Annotated in this window: 18 protein-coding genes; 9 read left to right on the top strand and 9 right to left on the bottom strand. The window is 55.6% G+C overall.

The features are described from left to right. From mfd to B2R17_RS14380, 4 genes are all read left to right on the top strand, one after another. On the top strand, positions 1–2,206 hold a 2,206-nt coding region (gene mfd / locus B2R17_RS14365; protein ID WP_286764520.1), incomplete at its 5' end, for a transcription-repair coupling factor. A gap of 29 nt (positions 2,207–2,235) precedes the next feature. Further along, the gene (locus tag B2R17_RS14370; RefSeq protein WP_286764521.1) at positions 2,236–3,552 is read left to right on the top strand and encodes a PQQ-binding-like beta-propeller repeat protein; all 1,317 of its coding nucleotides are present in this window, start codon (positions 2,236–2,238) and stop codon (positions 3,550–3,552) included. Then, entirely contained in the window at positions 3,537–4,652 is a 1,116-nt protein-coding gene (locus B2R17_RS14375; RefSeq protein WP_286764522.1) for a hydantoinase/oxoprolinase family protein, read from the top strand. Before B2R17_RS14370 ends, B2R17_RS14375 begins: the two co-directional genes overlap by 16 nt. Further along, entirely contained in the window at positions 4,649–5,266 is a 618-nt protein-coding gene (locus tag B2R17_RS14380; RefSeq protein ID WP_286764523.1) for an aspartate kinase, read from the top strand. Before B2R17_RS14375 ends, B2R17_RS14380 begins: the two co-directional genes overlap by 4 nt. 23 nt (positions 5,267–5,289) lie before the next feature. On the opposite strand, the gene B2R17_RS14385 is transcribed toward B2R17_RS14380, so the two are convergent. Then, complete coding sequence (locus tag B2R17_RS14385; RefSeq protein WP_286764524.1) at positions 5,290–7,383, bottom strand: multiheme c-type cytochrome; 2,094 nt, start codon at positions 7,381–7,383, stop codon at positions 5,290–5,292. A gap of 277 nt (positions 7,384–7,660) precedes the next feature. On the opposite strand from B2R17_RS14385, the gene glyA reads away from it, so the two are divergent. The 3 genes from glyA (at position 7,661) to B2R17_RS14400 (ending at position 10,695) form a co-directional block, all read left to right on the top strand. Beyond that, positions 7,661–8,923, top strand: a complete 1,263-nt coding sequence (gene glyA, locus B2R17_RS14390; RefSeq protein ID WP_008659680.1) for a serine hydroxymethyltransferase — start codon at positions 7,661–7,663, stop codon at positions 8,921–8,923. A gap of 65 nt (positions 8,924–8,988) precedes the next feature. Then, entirely contained in the window at positions 8,989–9,414 is a 426-nt protein-coding gene (locus B2R17_RS14395) for a response regulator (protein WP_008659679.1), read from the top strand. 201 nt (positions 9,415–9,615) lie between these two features. After that, positions 9,616–10,695, top strand: a complete 1,080-nt coding sequence (locus B2R17_RS14400) for a hypothetical protein (protein WP_286764525.1) — start codon at positions 9,616–9,618, stop codon at positions 10,693–10,695. Positions 10,696–10,780: 85 nt separating this feature from the next. On the opposite strand, the gene B2R17_RS14405 is transcribed toward B2R17_RS14400, so the two are convergent. The 6 genes from B2R17_RS14405 to B2R17_RS14430 all read right to left on the bottom strand — a co-directional run bounded on the left by B2R17_RS14405 (position 10,781) and on the right by B2R17_RS14430 (position 21,980). Next, positions 10,781–13,786, bottom strand: a complete 3,006-nt coding sequence (locus B2R17_RS14405) for a zinc-dependent metalloprotease (RefSeq protein WP_286764526.1) — start codon at positions 13,784–13,786, stop codon at positions 10,781–10,783. A gap of 250 nt (positions 13,787–14,036) precedes the next feature. After that, on the bottom strand, positions 14,037–15,182 hold the full coding sequence (gene queG, locus B2R17_RS14410) for a tRNA epoxyqueuosine(34) reductase QueG (RefSeq protein WP_286764527.1): 1,146 nt from the start codon (positions 15,180–15,182) through the stop codon (positions 14,037–14,039). Continuing rightward, a complete protein-coding gene (locus tag B2R17_RS14415; protein WP_008662760.1) occupies positions 15,179–16,942 on the bottom strand; it encodes a cation:proton antiporter in 1,764 nt (587 codons plus the stop codon). Before B2R17_RS14415 ends, queG begins: the two co-directional genes overlap by 4 nt. Positions 16,943–17,119: 177 nt before the next feature. Continuing rightward, entirely contained in the window at positions 17,120–19,093 is a 1,974-nt protein-coding gene (locus B2R17_RS14420) for an IRE (iron responsive element) (protein WP_286764528.1), read from the bottom strand. Then, complete coding sequence (locus B2R17_RS14425) at positions 19,090–20,979, bottom strand: ABC transporter permease (RefSeq protein ID WP_286764529.1); 1,890 nt, start codon at positions 20,977–20,979, stop codon at positions 19,090–19,092. The genes B2R17_RS14420 and B2R17_RS14425 overlap by 4 nt, the downstream gene beginning before the upstream one ends. Then, positions 20,976–21,980 (bottom strand): ABC transporter ATP-binding protein, encoded by a 1,005-nt coding sequence (locus tag B2R17_RS14430; RefSeq protein WP_286764530.1) that lies wholly within the window; start codon positions 21,978–21,980, stop codon positions 20,976–20,978. Before B2R17_RS14430 ends, B2R17_RS14425 begins: the two co-directional genes overlap by 4 nt. Before the next feature lie 260 nt (positions 21,981–22,240). Here B2R17_RS14430 and B2R17_RS14435 point away from each other — a divergent pair, with 260 nt between their 5' ends. After that, entirely contained in the window at positions 22,241–23,779 is a 1,539-nt protein-coding gene (locus B2R17_RS14435) for a bifunctional folylpolyglutamate synthase/dihydrofolate synthase (protein WP_286764531.1), read from the top strand. On the opposite strand, the gene B2R17_RS14440 is transcribed toward B2R17_RS14435, so the two are convergent. Continuing rightward, a complete protein-coding gene (locus B2R17_RS14440; protein WP_286764532.1) occupies positions 23,713–24,906 on the bottom strand; it encodes a CNNM domain-containing protein in 1,194 nt (397 codons plus the stop codon). The two genes, B2R17_RS14435 and B2R17_RS14440, sit on opposite strands and share 67 nt — an antisense overlap. 241 nt (positions 24,907–25,147) lie before the next feature. On the opposite strand from B2R17_RS14440, the gene B2R17_RS14445 reads away from it, so the two are divergent. Further along, positions 25,148–25,990: an SDR family NAD(P)-dependent oxidoreductase gene (locus B2R17_RS14445; protein ID WP_286764533.1), complete on the top strand. Its 843-nt coding sequence runs from the start codon at positions 25,148–25,150 to the stop codon at positions 25,988–25,990. Here the strand turns inward: B2R17_RS14445 and B2R17_RS14450 are convergent. Further along, a partial coding sequence (locus B2R17_RS14450) for a glycosyltransferase family 4 protein (RefSeq protein WP_286764534.1) occupies positions 25,929–26,851 on the bottom strand: 923 nt, incomplete at its 5' end. The genes B2R17_RS14445 and B2R17_RS14450 overlap by 62 nt on opposite strands.

Genomic DNA, 26,851 nt, shown 5'->3' on the forward strand with positions numbered 1-26,851 from the left:
GGACACTCCCGCCGATGGACAACGACTGACCGAGTTGCTCGAGGACACCGACGCGGCCAAACAAGGTCGCTTGCACATGACGGTTGCTGACCTCAGTGGCGGTTTCCGTTTGACCGACGCAGAGATCTTGGTGCTCACCGGCGCCGAGCTTTTCCACCGCAGCCCAGTGCGTCGCGCGAAGACACGGACTCGCGGCAAACCGATCGATTCGTTCACGCAGCTCACGCCCGGCGACTTGGTGATCCACCTGTCGCACGGCATTGGGTTGTACCGCGGCCTGAACTCGATCGAAAAGAACGGCCAACACCAAGAACACTTGACCATCGAGTTCGACGGCGGGACCAAGATCCACGTCCCGGCCTCGCGAATTCAATTGGTCCAGCGATACGTCGGTGGAACGAAGAACCGCCCCAAGCTGGCCAAGATTGGCGGCATCAGTTGGACGAACCAGCGTAAGGCAGCCGAAGCCGCTGTCACCGACATGGCCGACGAGTTGCTGGAACTGCAAGCCAAACGCGCGACTCGGCTTGGCATCCCGATGTCACCCGACAATGAATGGCAACGTCAGTTCGATGCGAGTTTCCCTTACCTGGAAACTCCCGATCAGTTGTCAGCCATCGAAGCACTGAAAGTCGACATGGAGGCGCCGCGGCCGATGGACCGGCTGATTTGTGGCGACGTCGGATTCGGTAAAACCGAAGTCGCCATGCGGGCTGCTTTCAAAGCGGTCTCGTCCGGTTACCAAGTCGCGGTATTGGTCCCGACAACGGTGTTGGCCGAACAACATTATCAATCTTTCCGCGAACGGATGGCGGAGTTCCCGGTCGAAATCCGAAAGCTCAGCCGTTTCTGCACACCGGCCGAACAACGCGAAACGGTCAAGGAAATCCGACGAGGCAAAGCAGACATCGTCATCGGAACGCACCGTGTCGCCAGCAAAGACGTTGACTTCAACAACCTCGGCTTGGTCGTCATCGATGAAGAACAACGGTTCGGCGTCGCAGTCAAAGAACGCCTGAAAACTCGGCACAGCAACGTCGATGTGCTGACGCTTTCGGCGACGCCCATCCCGCGAACGCTGCACATGGCGTTGGTCGGCGTCCGCGACATCAGCAACCTGGAAACGCCACCCGCCGAACGAATGGCGGTCGAGACCAAGGTGACTCGTTGGGACGACAAGATGCTGCGTTCCGCCATCGTTCGAGAACTCAACCGCGGCGGTCAAATGTACTTTGTCCACAACCGCATCGGTGACATGGATGACTTGGCCGCGCGAATCAAAGCCATCGTTCCCGAGCTTCGAATTGGCATCGGCCACGGGCAGATGGTCGAAGGAGCCCTCGAACAAATCATGGTCGACTTCATCGATCACAAATTCGATATGCTGTTGGCCACAACGATCATCGAAAGCGGACTGGACATCCCCAACGCCAATACCATGTTCATCGATGATGGCAATCGCTACGGGCTGAGCGATCTGCACCAATTGCGAGGCCGCGTGGGTCGGTACAAACACCAGGCCTACTGCTACCTGCTCGTGTCGCCCAACAAACGACTCACACCAGAAGCCAGCAAACGCCTGCGAGCGATCGAAGAGTATTCCCAGATGGGCGCTGGTTTCGCGATCTCGATGCGTGACCTCGAAATTCGCGGGGCAGGCAATTTGCTCGGCAGTCAACAATCCGGGCACATCGCCGCGGTGGGTTACGAAATGTATTGCCAACTGCTGGAAGACGCCGTCCGGCAAGCCCAAAAACTGCCGCCCAAGTTGTCTGCCGATGTGGACATCGACTTGCCGATCGAAGCCTACCTGCCGGAAGACTATGTTCCCAACCTACGGCACAAGATCGATCTGTATCGCCGGATGACTCGGATCGAGAAAGCGGAGGATGTGAAGGCCATTCGCGAAGAGCTCGAAGACCGCTTCGGGGAGCCACCACCGCCCGCGGTTCGGATGCTGGAATTGTGCGAACTGCGGCTCGACGCAGCCTCATGGGGACTGGTTTCGCTGACCACCAACAATCGATTCATCGTGCTTCAGTACTCCAATCGGTCGCGGATGAATCAACTGGCGAAAACCTCTTCGATCCCGATTCGCATCGTCGATCACGAAAAGGCCTACATTCCAATCAAGGACTACGACATGTCCGATCCGGCCGGAAAAGCGTGGCTGCAACTTGCCCGCGCTGCATTATGGATTGGCTGACCCCTCCGCTTTCCTGATTGGACACTCTCATGCGTCTTCGAGTTTCTCGGCTTTCTTTGGCTTCCCGCCTGCTGCTTGCAATTCCTGTGTTCAGTCTTGCTGCCGCAGGGACGTTCACGCCAGCCATGTCGGCTGAACCGACTGCCGAGTCCTCCACCAGTTGGAACCAGTGGCGAGGTCCGAACCGCGATGGCACCCTTGCTCAAAACGCGTCTTGGCCGGATCGGCTCACAGGAAACATTGAGAAAGCTTGGTCGGTCGCTCTCGGCCCGAGTTACAGCGGCCCAGTGATGGTGGACGGGTTGGTGTTCACGACCGAAACGGTGAACAAACAATTCGAGCGAGTGACCGCCTACGACATCGCGACCGGCGAGTTGCGTTGGGAACACCAATGGGATGGCTCCATGTCCGTGCCATTTTTCGCAGCAGCCAACGGCGACTGGATTCGAGCCACACCGGCGTGCGTCCCGGGGTATTTGGTTGTGCTGGGCATGCGAGATGTCCTGGTTTGCCTGGACACTGAGACCGGCGAAGAACGCTGGAAAATTGATTTCCCAGCACAGACCGGTTCGGCTTTGCAACCATTCGGTGCGGCCTGTTCGCCACTGATTCACGACGGTGCGGTCTACGTTCAAGTCGGCGCGGGACTAACAAAGCTGTCGTTGGAATCCGGCGAAGTCCTCTGGACAGTTCTTTCGGGCGGCGAAGACATGATGTCCCGCGGCGCGTTCAGCAGTCCCTCGATCGCGAAGCTCGCGGGCCAAGAGCAATTGCTGGTTCAGACTCGCGAAGAACTTTGCGGCGTGTCACTCGAGTCCGGCGATGTCCTCTGGCGAGAAACCATCGAAGCCTTTCGCGGCATGAACATTCTGACACCGCTCGCCATTGGCGACTCCGTGTTCACGGCAGCCCACAGCGGAAAGAGCCAACTGTTTGATATTCAACGTGGCGACTCGACAAAAGCCTGGGCAGCGAACGAGCGTTGGAATCAGAAGACGCAAGGCTACATGTCTTCACCTGTCGTGGTGGACGACCACGTTTACTTGCATCTCAAGAATGAACGTTTCACTTGCTTGTCGGTCGACGATGGTTCGATTCAGTGGACCTCTTCTCCCGTGGGCAAGTACTGGTCGATGATCCGCAACAAAAATCGTATTTTGTCACTCAGTGCCGACGGCAAACTACGCTTGATCGACGCGAATCCCGATGAATTCAAGGTGCTCGACACTCAACAACTCGCTGAAGACAGTTGGGCTCACCTGGCGGTCTCTAGCGAAGCAGACCAGCCGTTGATCTTGATTCGGGCTTTGAATTCTTTGACCGCCTACCGATGGAAGAATCTTTGACAACCAAACCGACTTCACCGTCACCAGACGCATCCCCCAGGTTTGTACTGGGCGTCGATGTCGGCGGTGCCAACTTGAAGTCGGTTTTGATCAACCAGAAAACGGAGGAAGCGACCGCCCGGGAATCGTTTTTTCCGATGTGGAAACGCCCGGAATCGCTTGCTGAACAATTGCGATCAGACTGGGCATCGTTGCTGGCGGATTCGCAAACCGATGCGGATTCGATCGATGGCATCGCGGTCACGATGACGGGCGAGCTGGCTGATTGCTTCACCGACCGCCAACACGGCGTGACGCACATTGCTGAACATGTTCAGTCGGCGACGAAACAGTTCAGTCGTCGTGCCGAGCTCGCGTTCTACTCCACCGCCGGAAAATTCATTGGCGTCGATGCAGTCCCTTCGCAGGTCGACGCGTTGGCGGCTTCCAACTGGCACGCGTTGGCTTCCTGGGCGGCGAACCATGTGGCTTCCGATGGAATTTTGATCGATGTGGGTTCCACCACAACCGATATCATTCCGCTTCAGAGTGGACGCGTTGCAACCGATGCCAAAACCGACCACGAAAGACTTCGTGATGGATCTCTGGTCTACATTGGATGTCGAAGAACGCCGGTGTGTTCGCTCGTAGACAGCCTCCGCATCGATGGCATTGACGTTCCGATCATGAACGAATTTTTCGCGACGATCGATGACGCGAGACTGATTCTGCGACAGCAACCTGAGTCCTCCGAAGACCTGGACTCCGCCGACGAAAGACCTCGTGACAGACAATCAGCTCATCGGCGACTGGCAAAGATGGTTGGCTGGGACGCGGATGAACTTTCCAGCGAGCAAGCTGATTCATTGTCTCAGCAAATCATCGCCTCCGCTCAAATTCAGATCGACCAAAGCCTGCAACGCTGGATCGAACGGATCAGCGGACAGGCGGACGAAAACATCACGCTGTTGCTCAGCGGACACGGCCAGGATTTGATCACTCGAACCAGCCCGTGCAACACAATTGACTTGCGTGATCGCTTGACGCCCGAAGTTTCGCGGTCGGCCCCCGCATTCGCGGTCGCTCGTTTGTGGTTGGACAACCACCGAGAGGTCCGATGAAACGACGCGTGATCAAACTGGGTGGCAGCCTGCTGACTCGCCCTCATTTGCTGGATGACTTTTACCATTGGCACAGCCACCAACCGCCCGCCGATGACTGCTTAATCGTTGGTGGCGGGCAAATGATCGATGCGGTGCGTGAATGGGATCGATTGCGACCGGGCGATCCGCGAGCGGTTCACTGGCTGTGCGTCGCGATGCTGGAACACTCGATGCGTCATCTAGCGAAGGCGTTTCAAGCTGACGCTCGACTTTCTCCGGTGGAGATCCTTGATTCGGAAGCCGCCTGGCTGCGTTACTCGGCGCCGCTAAGTGATTCGAAAACGCCAGCGTCCGCGCCAATCAAATTTTTGCGGCCCGACGTGGTTTACCACTCAGCATCGAATGCACCTCTGCCCGAAAATTGGTCCACCACAACGGACTCCATCGCCATGTGGGTTGGGTTGTTATGCGATGCGAATGAAGTGGTGTTGTTGAAGTCCTGCACGGTTTCCCCGGAGGACGATTTGCGAGCTTGGGTCGCGAACGGGGTCGTGGATCCGGCTTGCGAGGTCTTGGCTTCGCTCGAAAAAAAACTGCGAGTGGAGCAACTGCCCGTTCAGCCGACTTCGTGAACGAACAGCAACATTTGGTCTGGCTACTCTTCTTCACTTCCGCGATTGGCACTCCCTTGCTGCACCAGACGCAAACGTTGAGACAGCTGCATGTAATTCGATGCCGTTCGCGGATCGATCGTTTGATACAGACGAGCCAGCGAAGCGTAGGGCAGGGGATAGGTCGGTTGAATGCGAATGGATTCCATGAAGGCCTGTTCGGCTTCTCCGAACCGACGCAATTTCCCGCACGCCAGCCCCAAGTTGTAATGATCCGCTGGGTTCCGGCGTAGTTTCACCAACCGCTGATAGAGTTGATACGCTTCGAGATGCCGATCTTCCGCCGCCGCCAAGTTTGCCAAACTCTCCAGTGCAACCTGGACTTCTGGAGTGGGCTGCTTTTCTTCCGATAAAACCCATTCCATCAACGTTTGGCTTTCTGTTGCCAAACGCGTCGCATCCAACTCTGCACGTTCCTTTTCGGGGAACAACAGGATTCGATCCAGCAAACTCGCCAGTCGCGTTTTGGCTTCGATCAACGACACGTGCGCAAAATTTGGGTCCAATTCAGATTCTTCGGCTGTCTGAATGGCCGACCGCAATCGATTAGCCGCGAGCTCAAAAACGACGGCGTTGTTGAAACGGGAGTCCGATCCCATCCAAAGCCACTGCGCAACCGCGGTGGCTTCGTTCAGTTCTCGTTGCCAACTACCCGCTGGGGATCGATCGAGCAACGCGACTGCCGTCGGCAACTCAGTCACTTGCTCACCGTCGACCTCTTCGCCTGATGCATCCGTTGCGGTCCGCTGCCTTGGAACGGCAATCCGGTGATCGGTGATCGACACGTGAGGAACCTCAGTCTCGGATCGAGGCATGTGGCATTGGTGACACGAGTTCTCGTTCGTTTCCAAACGCACGGTCAACTCTTCGCCACAATCCATGTTGTCGTGGCAGGACAAGCAATGATTCCTGTGAATCATTTCACGATTGGAATCATCGACTCGCTGATGCGGATCGTGGCACGTGACACACGTGAGACTCTCGGAGCCCAAGTAGCACTCGCTGGCGTGCATCTGGCCAAAGTGCCCCACGAACGTCGTTGTCCCCGCTTCCTTTTCCGGCGGCCCCACGTTGTAAACCAACCGTGTTCCTGCCAGATCCTGGCCAGGATGAAACGACCATGAATCGGCGCCGCGAACAAACATCTGGACGTCGCCTTGCAAGTGACATTGCGCACAAAGCGATTCGAGGGCGTCCCGTTCAAGTTTCTCTGGATGAACAATTTCCCAATCATGCGTCTCATCGAGATCAATCGTGTTTGTTGCCAATTGATTTGCAAGATCAACATGTTGCTGTCCGCCGCCATGACAACGCTCGCATCCGATCGCCAACTCATGCAGAACAGAAACGTTTCGATTCCCTTCCACGCGTGACAAAGAACCCGCGTGACAGAACAAACAATCGTCGGTGACCTGACGAGAGAAACCGAAATGATTCGGCGAGTCGTACCCGGGCGACATGTCGTACTCGCCTCGTTCGGTGTAGTGCGACAAGGGAGCCTGCAACAGAGCCTCGCCGTCACGGACCAAGTACGACTTCGCAAACGTGCCGCTGCCCATCACCAGATCGACCGGATAGTCGCTCAGCGGCATCACATAATCGGTTTGCGGCAATTCCTGCCACGACTGATGGCGGATCTGTTCTCCTTCCCGGACGACCTTCATCCGCTGGGAACTGGGCTGGTGGAAGAACGACTTCAACTCTGGTTCGACTTTCGCGTCCACTAACCGCAACGAATCCGCGTGAGTGGTCTCGAAAAATGATTCGGCACGATTGGGATGACAGGCGACACAGGCTTGCGACCCGACCGCGTCTCGCAACATCGCCGTGCCACGATCATCGCTCGGCGTCATTACCGCCGGGGTCTCTTCGGCGGGTGCCGTTTCCGATTTTGCGGGTTCTGCTTCCGTCAAAGCTACCGGGCCGGAATCTCGCTTCGTCGGATTCGAATCGTTGGTCGCTCGATCCGCAGGAGCCTCGATATCCGCTGGAGGAGTTTTCGCCGTGCATCCGGCCCATACAAGGCTGAGCATCAGCCCGCAAAACAGTGTTCCTCGGTTAACGGGCGTGGATTGCAAGACTGTCCTTGTACAAATGGTTTGCGTTGAAATTTAGAGACAGAATTCTGCGGGCGGAGGCACACTCCTGGATACCCCGCCTCTTTCGTGATGAATCACTGATTGTGATTGTAAAACATCGGACTGGCGGAGGATTGTTTCGCGATCTGACGCCAAGATACGAAAACCGGTCAATTCACCGCGTCCGGTGACTTTTTTCAGTCATTGACGGTTTTTTAATCGGAATCGACAATGCTTCCACGAGCCCTCTTCCCCACACGCTTCGAATTGACCTGCCATGAGCTTCATTCAGTCACAAGACCCCGCCATTTGGGATGCAATCCAAGCCGAAACGACTCGTCAGCAAGACGGTTTGGAATTGATCGCCAGCGAGAACTACACCAGCCCCGCGATCATGGAAGCGACCGGCAGCGTCCTGACCAACAAATACGCCGAGGGCTATCCCGGACGCCGCTACTACGGCGGCTGCGAGCACGTCGACGTGGTGGAATCCATCGCGATTGACCGGGCCAAGGAGCTGTTTGGTGCGGAAGCCGCCAACGTCCAGCCTCACAGCGGCTCGCAAGCCAACGCGGCGGTTTACCTGAGTTGCCTCGAAGTCGGCGACACCGTGCTGGGATTGGATTTGGCCCAAGGCGGTCACCTGACCCACGGCATGAAGCTGAACATGAGCGGCCGACTTTACAACTTCGTCAACTACGGTGTCGATGAAGTCAACCATCGCTTGGACTTTGACCAAATCGTCAAATTGGCTCGCGAGCACAAACCGAAACTGATCGTCGCCGGTGCGAGTGCCTACCCACGCGAAATTCCTCACGATCGATTCAAAGAAATCGCGGATGAGGTCGGTGCGAAGCTGATGGTCGACATGGCCCACTACGCCGGATTGGTCGCCGCGAAAATCCACAACAGTCCTGTGCCCTACGCGGACTACGTCACCACGACGACCCACAAGACCCTTCGTGGGCCTCGCAGTGGTTTGATCATGTGCAAAGACGAGCACTTGAAATTGGTCAACCGCAACGTGTTCCCCGGCACTCAAGGGGGCCCGTTGATGCACGTGGTAGCTGCCAAAGCAATTTGCTTTGCCGAAGCGATGACCGAAGAATACGCTGCCTACGGTCAAGCCGTGGTGGACAACGCGAAAACACTGGCCGACACCCTGATGAGCTGCGGATTGCGATTGGTCAGTGGCGGAACCGACAACCACCTCATGCTGGTCGACGTCACCGCAGTGGACTTGGGCGGCAAAAAAGCCGAAGCGGTCCTCGATGCTTGCGGCATCACCGTCAACATGAATATGATCCCGTTTGACCAGCGAAAACCGATGGATCCATCCGGTATCCGAATCGGAACGCCGGCACTGACCACCCGCGGAATGGGCGGTGATGAGATGAAACGAATCGGGCAATGGATCTACAACGCGTTGTCCGATTCCGACAACACATCGTTGCACGAATCCATCCGTACCGAAATTCGCGAAATGGTGCAGGCGTTCCCCGTCCCCGCCGCCGCTGAATCTCCCGCCACCGTTGCCTGATCCGGTTCCGCTGGTTTGGTCCCCTTCGAAAACTTCCTGTCCCCCTTCCTTGAAAGCCGCCTCGGATGCATCGGATCCTGATTGCTGACGACAACACTGCCAACCGCGAACTGCTGGAGGCCTACTTGGTCAACATCGATTGCGAATTGGAAACGGCGGTGGACGGGGAAGACACGCTGGCCAAGGTCGCATCGTTCCAACCGGATTTGATCCTGTTGGATGTGATGATGCCGAAGCTGAGCGGATTCGAAGTTTGCGAAAAACTGAAAGCCGATTCAGCAACCAGCAACATCATGATCCTGATGGTCACGGCTCTCAGCGAGCTGGGTGACATCGAGCGTGGCGTTCAAGCGGGCACGGATGATTTCTTGAGCAAACCCGTCAACCGAATTGAGTTGACCAAACGGGTCGAGAACATGCTGAAGCTCAAAGGCACGACCGATGAGCTTTCGCGTCTACGGCTCTACATCCAAGAGATGGAAGAACGCTGATCAAATTGAGGAGCCGCCACTCAAGTGGGCTCCAGCGGATACAATCGGGCAAGAAGTATGCGTGTCACGCCGATTCATCGCATCAGCCATTCGCTTTTCTCTTCAACCGAATCACATCCGATTCACTCGAGGGAAGTTGCCGAGATCTTGGAATTCGCGTGATCGTGACTCGATCCCCGATCCATCGTCCCCTAGGCCGACATGTTTGACAGTTCGCTTGATGCGTTGTGCTTGTTGCCACCTCGATTCGGTTCTGGACGACGAGGTGTCCCACCGACGCCTCCTTCGTTTCAGGTTCAGCGAGCAGGCGGTTCGACGGTCGAACTTCCCACGCGATTGTTCCTGGACGAAGCCCCCTGGCATCGTTGGTCTCCCAAGGTTGCGCAGGCTTTTGCGGAACAACTGCAGCAGCACGGCATCCTGACGTCGTACTTGCACAGTGAACTCGGTGGTCGGGATGACTCCGATGAGGACCAAGAACAAACTGAACCGGAGGCCGCGCATCCACTGCAGATGCTCCCCTACCGGAGTGAGCGATACGGTTTGAGTGCGGACGACTTTGACACTGCCACCGTGATCGACGTTCGTTTATCACCACTTCGAGATGCGTCGGGACGTTTCGCCTACAGCGCCGAGCAGATCCGACGCTGGGAAGCCACACCGGAGGAACAACCATTGTCGGGTGGTGGCTGGGTATCCGCGTTCACGCTTCCGCCGGACATTGTGGATTTGGATAGCCTCCCAAACAAAATCCATCAGCTAAGGCGACTCGCACCTCAAGCGGCGGTTTTGGTGAGCGTTACCCCAGAATGGCTTTGGGAAAATCGCGAAACACTCGCAGCGACTCCGGCGGACGCATTGCTAATCCGGTCCGGTCAAATTTCCGTGTCAGGGATCCAGTTCGCCGAACTGCTGAACCAGTTGATTCGCCAACCGGACGTTCCGCCACTCTGGCTTTCTCCGCCCCGCTGGGACCAGCAACGTGTGGCGACCGTTGATGACTGCATCAAACTCGTGTCGCTGGGTGTATCCGCAATCGCGATTGATGGTTGGATGGACGAAGTCTTTGCTGAAATCGACCAAGTTCCAGAACCGTCGATCTATTCCGGCAGTCCTGCCAACCAACTGAACCAGTCCATCTCTCCCATCCTGGAAGAGTATCTGCTACCGATGGTTGAACGATTCACGGCATTGATGACCACGATCACCCGTTCACCAAGCCTGGGTTCATTCGACCGAGAAATCGCGGCTCGCCTCGATGTCCATTACCTCGGGAAATGAGCTACCGATAAACGGCCGCCATCAAACGAAAACAGCCTTCTCACAAGAATGAGAAGGCTGTTTGGCTTTCGATTGATGATGAAGATCAGTCTTCGTTCGAAGGCGATTTGGCTTCGTTGCCCATCAACATCATCAGCATTGGAGCGCCTTGTTTTGCACCACCGTAGGTGTAACCCGCTTCCAACGCACGTTCGACGCGTTCTTTGCACTCGGTCAAGTGTGCCAAGCTGTAGGCATCCATCTTGTTGCCACATTTCTCGATGGTCGAACCCATGCGACTGGACAAGGTTCGCAATTGCATGCGAGCCAAGTTGCTGATCGGATGGTACGCCGCAGTGTCTTGACCTTCTTCCAGGACCAAATCCACCAAACGCTGAATGTGTTCGCGTTGCAGATTTCGACGCAGCGAAGTGATCATCGGCTTGCGATCGTTTCGATCATCAGGACAAGGTTGATCCAATTCTTCCCAAACTGCATCGCTGACAGTGTTCAGCACCTCGGGAAGCGTCAAAGCATCCGTTTCAGCCGGAAGACGAAGTTCGTTGTCATAAACCCGACGCAAAGTCGTTGGGTTCATAATCAATGTCAGCGTGCTGGCTTGCATTCCCAACACTCGGTCGTGAATCGGCCAAGTTGCTTCGTTTGACATTCCGCCACGACCGTTGTCGAGCCATTTGTCGATGCCCAAACGTTCCAAAATTTCGGTGGTCAGACCGTAGGACTCGTCTCGGAAGCTGGTCTTGATCACGAACTGCAACGCGGCACGTTGATCGGCAGCAGGCACGACTTCGACGGGAACCCGATTTCCTGGATCGCCCTTCTTGTCCCGGTTAACAAATGCACCGCCAATCCAGTTGGACATCATGCTGACCGCTTTGGTTTGAATCGCCAAAGTCAGCTCGTATCCACGTCGAGCTTTCGCCCAACTGTCACCGTCTTTGACAAACTTCTCAAGCAAACGATCGCGATAAAGCTGAGCCAAACGCATTTGCTCTTCGGCATAGGTCAGAGGATCTTTGCCGAAGTCGTAGCGACGAGCGTATGGGTCTGGGCCGCTCGTGTCTTCGTCCGTGCAGAATTGCAATTCAGGCTCGGAGCATCGCTTGAGGATCTCCTTCAACTTCGAGTCTTCGAATGTGTAACCATATTCGATCGCCCAGAAATCATAGGGACCGATGTCGATCATGGCATAGTCGCCTTGGGTTTCACCAGCTTCATAGCGGTAGTTGATGGGGCAGTAATCCATCACCGATGCGGTGAACGTTTTCTTGCCCTTCAGTTCTTCGCTGTTGATCTCGTCGATCGTGTACAAAGCCGAAGCCTTGAAGTTGTGACGCAACCCGAGTGTGTGGCCGACTTCGTGTGCGACCAAGTCTGCCAACAAGGGACCGACGAACCATTCTGGAATTCCGTCCAGCAGTTCATCCTTTTCTTTTTCCTCTTCCTTCTTGGCGACTTCTTTCTCATCATCGTCAGACTTCTCGTCGTCCTCGGCTTCTTCATCCTTCTCTTCTTCTTCGCCTTCTTCGGATTCCGAGTCGTCGTCTTTCTTCTCTTCTTTGTCAGCCTTTTCGGCTTCAGCCTTCTTTTTCGCGTCTTCTTCTTTCTTCTTTTCGGCTTCCTCGTCGGCCATCAGGGCCAAGCCCCAATTCATGCGAGCGAATGCCAAATCCATGCTTCGTCCAGAGGCCGCCATGCACAGACCATTCTTCTGACTGACTTGTCCCATCAGCCCGTCGTATTCGTCATCGCCCAGCAACGCCGGGTCAGCCTGTGCCATCGCGAAACCAGCCATCGGCTGCTGTGCTTCCATGGCATACTTTGCTCGCAGAGCGTTGGCTGATTCCTTGGCTCCCATTCGGACACGCGGGTCCCAATTGGGGTGACTTCCCAGCCATGCCAATGTTTCGGCGCTCACGCCTTCCATTGCCAATTGGGGCATCAAGTCGTTGTAGTTGAAATTGAAGTGACGAATCCAACCATCGGTCAGGATGATATCGGCATCCAAAATCTGTCCGGTTTCAGGGTGCACTCGACTTGGGCCGATCGCAGTTCCAACGTCGTTGTTCAACCATCGGATGAAGTTGTATCGAACATCTTCCGGATCCTTTTCCATGTGGATCTTGCTGACCGCGTCTTGATACTCGATCACGATTGCGTCAACGATTCCGACTTTCTCGAACGCCTTGTTCCAGTAGTCGACGCCCTGCTTGATCCAGCGACGATAGCGAACGGGAGCAGTGTGCTCCACATAAAAGCGGATTGGCTCTTTGGGTGGGCTCAACTTCAGCTTTGGATCACGCTTTTCGAGCTTCCATCGATTGATGTAGCGAACTTTCGTTTCATCGTCTTGGTATTGGCTCAAATCCGAGAAGGAGGTCACAAAGAACCCCACTCGCTCATCGGCTTCCCGCGGTTTGAATCCACTCGAACTGCTTGGCACTTCGCTGAATGAATAGTGAAGTGTTTGCAAGCGGCCGCCACGGCCAACAACTTCAAACGCCAGTTCGACGTTTTCGGGAAATACCTTGGCTGCTTCGACCGTGAACAATCGGCTGTTGGCCAATCGAACCGACGAACCAAAGAAGGTGGTCGCGTTGCCGATCAACAAGCTGTCCATGTCGACGACAGGACCGCCGCTGGGGCCCATCGCCAAAATTGGCACGTCGAGCAAGACACGGTCGGTGAACAATCGTTTGACCGATGCTTTTGATTCCGCATCGCCAGTGGCCCGGATATCCAAGTTTGGGGCGATCAACGCGAGGCGATTGTTGTAGCGACGCCACTGAACGACCCAGTCACCGGATTGCAATCCGGCGTAGCGATCACCGCTACTAAGGGTCAAAGCAACGAAGAACTTTTTGCCCGCGAAATTCTTGGGCAACTCGGCGATCACCGAGGCTTCTTTTTCATGTTGCCAGACGTTGAACAAGCCTTTCTTGGCTTGCTGATCGGAAACTGGAAGCTGCTTGTAGCCTTCAGAGATTTTTGAGAATGGTGGCAAGTCGGCGGCGGAACTGGTCAACGCGCTTCCAACAGTTGTCACCGCTATGGCGGCAATCGTGGCCACGACACGGCAGATTCGATTCATACCCAATGCTTCCAATGGTTCGTTCGAAAAAGGGAGGGAGAGTCAAGACTACGTTAAAATAAGCAGTCTCGGCGGGTTTCGTTCACAGTCTCTTCACTGTTTTATCCGATAAAGTCGGCTCAAACCAAACATTTTGCCGGACCAATTGATACAAACGCTCACTGAGCAGAGTTTGCGACCACACGGCGACCAATAAGCGGGATTGGGACGCCATTAGAAACAGCCACCCGTTAGCGGCCCTTCGCAGGAATTATCCTGGAAATTCAACCAAAACGATCGGATCATCTTCCGATTGTCGGTATCCCCGCAGCCGATCCAACGCATCGTGATCTTCCATCTGGCAAATCGCCCAAACCGCGATGGCTCGCAATTCAGGATCGGGATCATCCAAGGTTGTGAACAACAGTTCGATCGCGTCGCGACGCTTTTGGTTCCCCAAAACAACGATCGCGTTTCGCAACATTCCTCTCCGCTTTGTTCGCCAAAACGGCGTCCGCCGGAACTGACTTCGAAACTGATCGTCGGTCATCGAGAAAAGCGAAGTCAGCTCCAGCCAACCATCATGGTCACTCGACGCAGATGTTGGCTCACGATGCCCTCGCAAACCGTTCGTCTCGTTTTTCTGTCGCGAAGGACGCCGGTTCCAAGGACAAACCTCCTGGCAAACATCGCATCCAAACGCCCACTCACCAATGCCACTGCGGAGCGATAACTCAGGCAGATCAGAATTCTCAATTGTCAGGTAGCTGATGCATTTGGACGCATCTAATACGCCAGCACTGGGAAATGCATCCGTAGGACAGGCATCCAAACATGCCGTGCAGGTTCCGCAGTGGCTGGAATCATGAGGTTGATCGATTGGCAAATCGATGTCCACTAAAACACACGCGAGAAAGAAGTAGCTGCCCAATTGCTTGTTCAGCAGCAAGGTGTTTTTGCCTCTCCATCCCAAACCGGCGAGCACCGCGACTTCGCGTTCCATCAATGGCGCGGTGTCGACAATTCCCCGAGCGTTCGCTTCTGGGATCTGATCGCGAATCAATCGAACGATCCGTTTCAATTTTGGATGGATTACATCGTGATAGTCGACACCCGACCATGTGTAGCGAGCGGTCTTGCCAAATGCCAATCCTTCATCTGAAGGGGCCGCTCCGCGGTCCGAGGCGTCGTAGTTCATTGCCAAAACAATGATTGACTTGGTTCCTTCGAGCACTCCGCCGGGATGGCGGTAGGCATCCAGCCGACGTTCGATGTAGTCCATCGAACCGGCGTAACCAGATTCAATCCAATCGACCAATTGATGGAACCCTTCGCTGGTAATCGCAGGTGCGATCCCCATTGCTGCGAAACCTTCTGACAGAGCAGTCTCTCGGATCTGCTCAACCAAATCGTTCACGACAAACCGGCTTTTCGATCACGGATGAGAAGCGATGTCAGATCGCTCCGACGGACAGTGGCAACCAACCGATGCGGTGGCTCATCGGTGACAACAGGCACACAGTCATCCGTTGTATGCCGGAACAACTCCACCGCATCTCGTACGGGCTGCGCGGGATGCAGCAGAACCTCTGGCGGAGTCGCCAGGTCACCGGCGCGAACCAGGTGATCAGAATGGGGATCGAAAAACGCTTGATTTAGCAAATCAAACCGAATCAAGCCGACAACGCATCGGTCTTCATCAAGAACCGGGAATGTGTTGTCGTGCGAATGCTCCACGAAGTGAACGACTTCGTTGAAGTCCGCGCTCTCGGCAATGCCCACGACGCTGCGACGCATCACCTGTTCGACTCGCATGCGTTCTGACAACGCTTGTTTCTTGCTCAGCAAACCAGCCGAACCCGCCAACCGAGTGAACACGTTTCGCAACGCACCAAGTGGCGTCCCGAACGTGTGGTGGATGGAGTTTGCAATCGGCATCTCACCGCTCTTCAGCACCGCCGCTCGAGTCAACAACGGTCCTAAAATTTCAAAAACAACCACGGTTCCGAGGATGATTGTCTGCACTTCGCCGGCCATCTCAGGATTTCGCGAAGTCGCAGTCGCGGCCAACGAAATAGCGACACCCGCCTGAGCCAACATCGCGGGGCCCAACCACGTTCGGACTTCCACCGGGGCACCCGTTCGTGACGCCATGAACCAAATGCCCGCGACCTTGCCAACACTGCGCAGCACCACGTAGCCAGCCCCGATCATGCCGACATCCATCAGCAGGTTCAGGTCCAGCTCGCTTCCGTGGACCGAAAAGAAAACCACGGTGAGAAGACCACCGATCGAGTCCATTTGGGCGGTGATCTTTTGCGTTCCGCTGGAGGAATTCACCACGACCAAACCGACGACCAGAAACACCAACATGTATGGCAGTTCCCACGATTCGCTGAGGCCGAGCATCAACGCCGAAGCACCAACCAGCAGCACCAACCATCGCCGAGTGTGCATGATTTCGCAGGCGTAGCTGATCACCAACCCGCCAACCAACCCAAGCAAGAAAGCTCCGCCGAGAGACCGCACCAATAGCAACACGGTTTGGCCGATCGAGCTTGATGCGTCGCCGCCAGCCACTTCGATCGCCAACCAAACCAATTCAAAAGCGATCACCGCGACAAGGTTGTTCAGTGTCACCAGCGTTCCAGTGAGACTGGTCACGGGACCTTCCGCATTGGTTTCCCGCAGCACGAACATCGTCGTCGCCGGTGCAGTCGCAATGGCCAAGGTCCCGAGCAAGGCAGCTTGTGCCGCCGACATGCCCAACAAATAGGTGCCAACGGTCACCAGAATGACGGTGAACACCAACTCGCCAAACGAAAGCGGAATCGCTCGACGCGAGATTCGCCGGATTTGATCAAATGGAAACAGCGTGCCGAGGTAGAACAACACCAAGGCCATCGCGAGTTTCGTGAGCGGTTCCAGCACCAAATGATGCTCGTGCGGAATCACATCGCCAAAGCTGGGGCCAAGAAGCAGTCCAGCAATCAGGTAGGCGGTCACCTTCGGCAATCGCAAGAATTCGCTGGCCAGCCCCGCCAACAAACTGGCGGTCAAAAGCATTCCCAAGGTGGTCGCGATGTGCACCATCTCAACGGAACTTGAGTGCGATTCGCTCGCGACGGCGCTTGCGTCAGCAGCACCTAACAAAAGGGTTCCGATGGTGTCGATCATGGCAACTAGCGAGCGAAGGGCCGAGACGTGAGTCTGCCAAAACCGGCAAGCAGGGCCGCAGTTTAGCTAGATTTTCATTTCACCGACATAGAACCTTTCGCTCAAATTGAGAAGCCCGCCGCATCCATTCAGACACGACGGGCTTCGTCAAAATTCAGTTCTGTGAAGCTGCAGAAATCAGTCTTCCGTTTCGGCAGGGGCCTCTTCCACGACTTCATCGGCAGTTGTCTCTTCCTCGACCGAAGGCTCCGCATCGGATGTGTCACCTTCGCTCTCGCCTGCCGAATCATTCGATTCCGCCTCGGCCGAATCCGTGTCGCCGGCCTCTTCTTTCATCTCCGCATCATCGGCGTTTTCTGCCTCAGCTTCGGCTTCTGCTTCAGCCGATTCCGTCTCGGCAACTTCTTCACCGTCCGTCTTCTCGGCTTCCATTTCGCCTTCTGGCTCCGCAGCGGTTTCTTCCTCAGCTGAGGCTTCCTCCTCTGCGGCGGCTTTCTTCTCAGCTTCCGCTTTGGCAGCTTCTTCTTCCAAACGACGCTCTTCGGCTTCCAATTCAGCCTGTCGTTTCTCTGCCAAGTCCTTTTGAGTTTGACGAACTTGTTCGTACATGTCTTGATCGACTTGCCCGTACTCACCCATCAACTCAACGAATGCTTTCAGCGGGAAGTCGTCCGGCATTTCATCGGAATCGATCGCGATACGATAACGACGCAAGGACTCGTACAAATCCTGAGCTGTATCATCAATCACGAGGATTGGGTAATCGTCGAAGATCTTGGCCCAAACCTCGAAGGCTTCTTCGTACAGTCCGATTGCTTTCTCAAGCTCAGCGTCCGCGTTCGCCTTCTCGGCTTCGTAGATCAATCGGCGAGCTCGAACGGTCCGTTCTTCTTGTTCCGCGAGAGCCAACGTGTCCCAGTAGGGATAGTTGATCTGTTTGCGGTAGCCTTCAGTCTTCAGAACTCGTTCGTCGAGATCCTTGATGTCTTCGACCAACTGAAGAGCCTGAAGCTGCTTCGACTGCTGAGTCGCTCGAGCGACGGCGTCGTAGTCAACTTTGACTGATTCTTCAGCTGCTTTTGCGATCGACTGCTGAGACTTCGTTCGCTCCTCTTCGGGAGTCGACAAAGCATCACGTTGAACTGGAGCAAGCTTCTCGATCGCCTCCGCTCGAGCATCGAGGTAAGCATCACCAGCGACTTCTTCCAGCAGATTGATTTTGTCTTCTCGCTGGCGAATCAATTCATCCAACTGACCGAGCTTGATTGTGAAAGCAGCCGTGGTGGGAACCGATCGATTGCCAAAGGCTTTCCAATCAGTTGACGCCAACTGCCAAGCATTTTGAGCTCGCTCGTCCAAGATGCCTTCTGATTCGATCGCTTCGGCATGTTTCAGACGCCATTTTGGTCCGGTTTCGTAGAAGTTCAGTGGTGTCTGACGACGAATCTGGACACCGGATTCGACCAAGTCGTAACCTCGGTTGAGCCACAATCGACCGACCAACCAATTGTCCGGTTTGTTTGTCGGACCACGAGCTTCTGGGCTGTCGACGGCGATGTCTTCTTCCAAGAGGTCTTCGTGAAGCTTGTCGTCTTCGGAGAACAGTCGACGAAACTGCTCTTTCTCATCCGACATGCCCATCTTCTGGCCATAGAACCAACCGGTGTACCAAACCAAGCGTGGTGCTTTGCGGTTTTGGTTCACACCTTTGGTCAGGAACTCAGTCCCCTCGCGGACCATTTCGTATCGTTGACGATAATCGTCGAACTCGGTCGAAACGTTGTACGCCAAGTTGTGAGCCTGGAATTCCCAGACCTTGTCAAAGTGAGGCTGCAACAATGCGATGTTGTTGAGCGTTGCTTTCAAACGGTCCCACTCGTGCAGAACACGATAATCGTGCGACTTCTTCCAGAGCAGCGATGCCGCCACCCCACGAAGCCCCAATGAAGCGAGCTTCATTGTTTCACTGGCAGGGCTGATTTCACCGAGATCGCTCTCGGCAATGTCATACTTGCCTCGCAACTGAGCCAAGCGGCCGCCGCCTTCCCCGCCACCACCGCTGGGTTGCCCCAACAGGTACAAGGGAATCAGCATGACCACGAGGATCATCAGATAGACCAATTTACGTCGCAGAACAGTAGTGCGATTCATGCCGCGATCTCACGCGATTTCAGGATGAAATAACTAACAATAAAGGCAAGCAGGACATACCCGAACGTTGCCGTGGCGTGCCGCGCGAGCAACGCACCGAAAATATCAAAGCCCGATGCGGCGTACTCCGCCGTCTCGACCATTTTGGGAAGGTTGGGCAGTGCCGTAGCGATCGCGTCGAGGCCGTAGACAATAGCCGCGTCGACCGTTTTGATCACCTTTGCCGCGACCGTGTCGACGTCCAACTGAGTCGTCATGGCGTCTTGTCGAAGCAGACGAACCATCGATTCAATTGGTCCGCCTCCACGCTCGATACCACTGTCGATGTAGTGACGGGTATCGAACACTTGTTCCGCAGAGAAACCAAGTAGCACGCAGACGAAGGTCGAGATCATCGCGACGGGTCCAGTCAAAAACGTACTGAACATGACGCCGAAAGCGATCACCATCGTCATCTGCAACCAAATAGATCCGTAAGCTTTGGTGAGGTTCCAACCAAACGAATTGTCGGCAGGGTGCAGGTAAACACCGCTCTTTGTCACACCCAAGTACTGAGCGCGATCGAGGCAGCGAACGATGATCATAATTTGGCCTTTTTCGTTGACCAAATCTTCAAACACGTTGAGCATGCGGGTTTCGCTGCCGTCAGTGCCCTCGATCTCGAGCGGCAAAATCTTTTCGTCGACTTCGTACTCGTCGACGATAAAAGCAACCGGATTGCTTTCGATGGCTTTGTCGGGGTGCTTCATCGTGACCGAACCACGGATGCCAGTTTCAATGTCGCCCTTGTAGGAACGATAAGCTCGCAACGAGAGGTCAACCGGAATGCCATCGGGGTAGCGTTCTTGCGTCACGTTATCAAACGTGAACTCGGCGGTACCGAGTGAGCCGCCTTCAACGTAGCCGTGCTCGATCTTGCGGTTGCCTTTGGCGACACCGATCAGACGTGCAATGCCCGTGCTGCTGTATCCACCGGCCAAACGCTCATTCCCGACGTCGATGCCTTCCTCTTGCAAGTTACCCGATCGGTCTCGGAAACGAATCGAACCATAAGATGGGATCCGAGCTCGCAGTGCACCTTGGGGCGGCCCGATCTGGAATGTTCCGTCTTCGCTGCGACGAACGATGTGACGGTGACCACGGACAATGTTCGTGAGCCCTTCGCCGGTTTCGTCCAACTTAAACGTGTGGGAGTGGAACTGGACGTAGTCCGTCTCGCCTTCGTATCCACCACCTGGCAATTCGCGAACTTCGACGACTTCTTGGTGGGTGTGATCCAAACCACGGACCACAAACAACCAACTGAGTAAACCCATCGGGACGAGGATCATCGTGCCGACGCCAACAAAACCCAGCATTCGACCAGCGATGATTTCAGTCGCTCGGACGGGTTTGGTGACAATGGTGTAGATCGTTTTGTTTTTGATGTCTTCGGGCAAGGAGAACGCACTGATGAATAGTGCCAACGCCAAGACCAAGTAGTTTGTCATCGTCAGCACGAAGCTGACGTAAAGTCGAGCGGGGTCATCGCTTTGCGGGTTGAGATACCAACCTGCCAGCAACAACAACACGACAAACAAGCCGACGATGTAAAGGACTTTTCGTCGAAGAGCTTCTTTGAACGAGAGCCTCGCGAGAGCAAAGATGCGTCGCAGGCTGGTTCCAGGCAGGTCGAATCGAAAGAAGTCACGAACAGCTCGAGCGACGGCAAAGAAGCCTTCGCCTGAACCATAACGGGACGACGAGATCACGTATCCCGCGATCAATCCCAGCACGATGGCCAAGACCAACAACACGATCCCCTTCAACGCGGCACTTTCTAGAAACGCACCGTCTCGAAAGAACCATTCTGAATACGACCAGAAATCTTCCGGTTGTAGGTTCATGCCTGTCCTCCGTCGCTGTCGCTGCTGCCATCATTGGCGGAAGCCGCGTCGGAACCTTGGGAAACTCGGCGAGCCCCCGGTCGAGCCTCGCTCTCGCGAACGATGTTGAGGAACAAGTCTTCCATCGTTGCGGTTGGGTTGTCGATTGACTGAACCGTGCCACCGTGTCGAGCAATGACGTCTGCGATTTCGGTTTTGGCCGCGTCGGACAATCCCGTCGCGTGAACTTCGGTCACGTCTTGAACCTTCAACAGGTCGCTGACTCGGCCAAGCTCTTTCAGTTCACCTTGGTGCAGAATTGCGACCCGGTCACAAACGTCTTGGACGTCGGCGAGCTGGTGGCTGCACAACAAGACGGTTTTGCCTTGGTCGCGAAGGCCGAGGATCAAGTCCTTCATTTCGCGAGTACCAATCGGGTCCAAACCGGTGGTCGGTTCGTCCAACAGGATCAGGTCGGGGTCGTTGATCAACGCCTGAGCCAAACCGACTCGGCGGGTCATTCCCTTACTGTATTCCTTCAACTGGCGGTGCTTGGCACCTTGAAGACCGACCATTTCGATCAATTGCGACACACGGTCACGCCGCTCGGAGGCGGACAAGTCGAACAGTCGGCCATAAAAGTCGAGTGTTTCGTCCGCGGTCAGAAATTTGTACAGGTACGATTCTTCGGGCAGATACCCGATTCGCTCGTTCTTGCGAGTTTCGCTGGCGTCTTGGTCAAACACCAAAACACGTCCACTGGTTGGAAACAGCAGCCCGAGGATCAGCTTGATGGTGGTGGATTTGCCGCTTCCGTTGGGGCCCAGCAAGCCGAAGATTTCTCCCGGGCGGACTTCGATGTCCAAGGACTTCAACGCGTGAACCTTTTTCCGGCCCCAAAAGTCACGGTAAATCTTGCTCAGGTTGCGGGTCTCGATGACGACCGAGCTGGAGGCGTCGGCAGAATCCGGTGTCGCGGTTTGTGGCGCGTCAGCCAAAGCCGCATTGGGTTCGGTACTCACGGATGAAGGATCCCGACTCAAAGAGAAAAGACGAATAAAATGGATGAAGGAGACTCATCAAAAATCCGAGCCTACGGAGAAGTCCCCTACGCTACGAGGCATTCTCCCAGACGGTTCGGGGTTGTCAGCCATGGTTTCTATTTTTATCACTGCGACTGTTCGATTCCCGCATGCTAACGCCGCGCGGGCGATCCATGTCCCGGCGTCACCGACCATTTCACCCCGATCACGATGATTCAGAGATCGAAAGCAGATCGACCGTGATCTCGCGAAAAAGTGATGCCTATCAAGCCGCACTGGGTTGGTTGGTCGACCGAATTGACTACGAAAAGCTGGCATCATCCGGTTCGCGTTATCGTTTTACACTGGATCGAATGCGGGATCTGATCCAGCGGCTAGGGCATGGTCAGCATCTCACGGTCGATTCCAATGAACTCGCCCAAAGCCCCCCATCCAGTGAAACGAATTCCGCCGCGGATGGACCGGCGAAACCAGACTCCATCATCCAGCCCGGCGAATCGACCGGTGTTCAAATCGTTCACCTGGCGGGCACAAAAGGAAAAGGCAGCGCCGCCACCATGGTCGCTGCACTGCTTCACCAGGCCGGATACCGTGTCGGTCTTTACACGTCGCCGCACCTGGTGCACCTGGAAGAACGGTTTCGAGTCGATGGCGAGAACGCGACTCCCGAGGAAATGATCGGACTGATCGATTCCATGCGACCGATCGTCGAGGCGATGACGGCCGCTCCCATCGGTGGCCCGTCGTTCTTTGAACTGACCACGGCGATGGCGATTGAACACTTTCACCGACGACAATGTGACATCTGGGTTTTGGAAACCGGGTTGGGTGGACGGCTCGACAGCACGAATGTTTTCCAAAGTCACGCTACTGCGATCACCAGCATCGGGCTGGACCACCAACACGTTTTGGGCGATACGGCGGAGTTGATCGCAGTCGAGAAAGCGGGAATTTTCAAACGAGACACGCCGGCTATCAACGGCGTTCCCAGCGGTCCAGTACGAGACGTGATCGTTCGAATTGCCGACCAGATTGGCGCACCGCTGACGCACCTCGGTGACGATATCCAAATCACACCCGACACGGCATCCCAAAAATGCTGGGGCAGCAGCTTCCAAATCAGCGGGCTCGGCGATTGGTTGCCAGCAGACACGGTCGTGGATTTGAAGCTCGAAGGAGCCCACCAAGTTCGCAACGCGGCGATCGCGTTGGCGTTGGTGGATGCGTTGCCCGATGTCACACGAAAGCTTCGTCCCGAACAACGCATCCATCAGTGTCTGTCGTCACTACAAATGGAAGCTCGACTGGAACGATTCGATTTGCCGGACGATCGAGTGGTGTTGCTGGACACGGCTCACAATGCCGACTCGATCGAAGCGATGCTGAACGTGTTGAATCAACGTATGCCGGAACGACAACGATCGTGCTTGTTCGGCACCAGCGCCGATAAGAATGTGCTGGCGATGCTGCAGAGAATGCAGCCACACTTCGACCGATGGACCCTCACCCGGTACGAAGGCAATCCACGGTTCGTTCCAGTCGACGATTTGCATCGCACGGCACTGCGAGCTGGATTGTCCCCCGATCACATCACCTCATTCGAGCGTCCCATCGAGGCGGTTCAGAACGCGGTCGACTCCCTCAACGTCGGCGGCGTCCTGGTCATCTGCGGCTCATTCTTCCTTGCAGCGGAGCTCCGACCATGGTTGATTCAATGCTGCGGTTCATCGCCGGTCTCGACGACTTCGACGTCTCCAGGCGGCTCATCAAGAGGCTGAATGCCGATCCGAGCGGCTCGTTCTTCCCAACGTTTTCGAGCGTATTGCTGCAAATCGACTTGTTTGTCCGACTCGTCAACAATTTCCAGTCCGAGCAGCGTTTCAACCAGGTCTTCCAACGTTACCAAGCCGACGATGCTGCCATAATCATCGCTGACCATCGCCAAATGGTGGCGTCCTTCGAGAAGGATTTCCAACAACTTGGGCAACGGCCGATTGTGCCGAACCACAGCGACGGGACGCAGGAATTCTTTTAGCTGACGGTCCGATTGGCCGCGTGTATGAGCGAGCAGCAAGTCGACCTTCAATACGAACCCGGTGATGCGATCGAGTTGCTGATCGTAAATCGGAATACGTGAGACCGGCAGATCCGCCACCTCGCCGCTGAGAGTCGATGGCTCCGTGTTGCCCGAACCGTCGCTATTCGATTCGCGTTCGGCCGACTGATTGGGCGACGCTTTCTCGAGCAATTCTCCCACGGTCATCGTTTCGGGATAAGCAATAATGACGACCCGCGGAGTCATGATGTCTTGAGCGGTCAAATCGGGCAGTCGCATCAACGACTGGAACACTCGCGATTCGTGATCGTCCAACACACCTTGTTGGGCTCCGATTTCGGCCATCGCGGACAGCTCATCTCGAGTCAGTGTGTGGTGACTCTTGCCGCCTGACAAAACCTTGGTCAACTGCTCGCTCATCCAGACCAACGGATACAACAAGACAATTAAATAGCCAACCGAGGCTGCCACCATCGGGCCGAGTGTTCGCCAGTGCAACGCACCAATGGTTTTCGGAATGATCTCACTAAAAACCAACACCAAAAGCGTCATCAACGCACTGGCGATACCAACCGCGTGACCACCGTAGGCCGTGTCACCATACAACTTAGACGCTTCTGCCCCCACGCCCGCCGCACCAATCGTGTGGGCGATCGTGTTCAAACTCAAAATTGCAGCCAGCGGGCGATCGATATTGGCCTTCAACCGGCTCAATCGTTTCGCCGCGAGAGGCTTGGTCTTTTCCAGCGTTGCGACGAACGAGGGCGTGATCGACAGCAACACCGCTTCGGCAACACTGCAGTAAAAAGAGAAGCCGATGGCCGCGACGAGATAAACTAGCAGAAGCATGGAAGTCGAATTCAGTGAAAAGGAACCGGAGCTCGGGCGTGGTCATAATACAGCACACGCAAGTCGTGTAACCGCCCACTGATTCTATCGAATCGACGTTGGGCCGGACGCTCGCGTCCCTCCGCATCGGCACCGACCGGTTCCTCGCTCCGCCGGGATTGGTAAGCTTCATCACGTCGTTCCCATGGTTCAACGGCCAATCGCATCCTGGCCAACCGCTCCTTGCCGCTCGAGCTTTGTCATGCCTGCAAAACCGATCCCATCCGGCATCGTCGTCACCGGTGCCTCCAGCGGCATCGGCCAGGCAATTGCGATCCGGCTGGCAGAATCCGAGCATTCTGCGGGCAGACACTCTCGATTCCTCATTCACTACCGTCGAAATCGAGAGGGGGCCGAATCGACCGCGACAGCGATCCGAGAACAAGATCAAGAAGCTGATATCATCGCCGCAGACCTAGCTGACTCGAACGACGTGCGGCGATTGGCTGAGGAAGCATTCGAGCTTCCCGGCGGCATCCAAACCTGGGTGAACAACGCGGGCCTGGATGTGCTGACCGGTGCCGCGGCAGAATGGTCGTTTGACGAAAAGCTTCAAAGACTGCTAGCCGTCGACGTCCAAGGCACCATCAAACTTTCGCGATTGGTCGGCGAACGGCTGAAGCAGCAAGTCTCCACCCAAAGACGGAATGACTCGATCGTACCGTCGATGACTTTCATCGGATGGGACCAAGCTCCACTTGGAATGGAAGGCGATGCGGGAATGATGTTTGGTCCAGTCAAAGCTGCGGTGATGGCGTTCTCAGCTTCGCTCGCCCAAACGCTGGCACCGCACGTGCGAGTCAATACGGTCTCACCGGGTTGGACGCAAACGGCTTGGGGACAAACCACGTCGGGTTACTGGGACGACCGAGCGAAGCATCAATCGCTAATGCACCGCTGGGGTCGGCCGCAGGACATCGCCGAGGCGGTCGCTTACTTGGCCGCACCGGAGAACAGTTTCGTCAGCGGCCAAAACATCAACGTCAACGGTGGCTGGAATCGCCGCTTTGAGGCTCCGCCAACATCTGATCGATCAGACTCGTGATCTGATCCGCCGAGTTTTCAGGGGTTCGATCGACAACCGATTCTCTCGCCTGCTGACGCATCTTCATTCTTTGCGCCGCGTCGAGCTTGGCGTAGGCGCTGATGGCATGAGCCAACGAGTCCGCTCGATCAATTTCGACGATCCAACCGTTGAATTCGTTGCGGATCAAGGCCGCCACTGCTTGGGCTCGCTCATTCCCAATCACGACCAACCCGCTGTGAAGAGCCTCGTCGACGACCAATCCCCATTCATCGCCACGGGTCGGGAAGAACATGATCTCGTGATCACGATAGGCATCACGAATTTGTTCGGCGTCGCAATTGTCTCGCCAATCGATCTTCAAGTTGTCCGGCGTCGCCACCTCTTTCAGTTCGGCCAGCAGTGGGCCGCCACCGATCAGCGTCCATTCAATCAGCAATCCGGGAGATTGACGCGCCACATCAATCATGTTCGCCAGTCCTTCGCGGACACCTTTGCGATCAATCAATTGGCCAACGGTCAACACGCGAACGCGATCGGCTGACTGGCTTTGCAGATCGCCTTTGTAAATCTTGGTTGGATCCGCCGAGTAATGAAACGGAGCCAATCGATGTTCCGGGACGCCGAGCTCAAGCAACCATTGCTTGCACTCCGGACCGTGGTACGTCACCCGGTCCGCTCGAGCGAGCAACAACGACCGCTGTTTTTTCCGCAACCATCCCGATCGACTGGCCTCGATCCACGGCGAAGTGCTGACGGCGATGACCAATTGGCACCGACGCTGGCGAAGACCAAACCAGCCCGAGCGACCGCAGTACAACGCCGCCAACATCGATCGGGCACCGAGTTCGGCCGAGACCACCACATCGGCGCGAGCCCGCC

The sequence above is a fragment of the Rhodopirellula sp. UBA1907 genome (genome assembly GCF_002337565.1).
Lineage (GTDB): Bacteria > Planctomycetota > Planctomycetia > Pirellulales > Pirellulaceae > Rhodopirellula > Rhodopirellula europaea.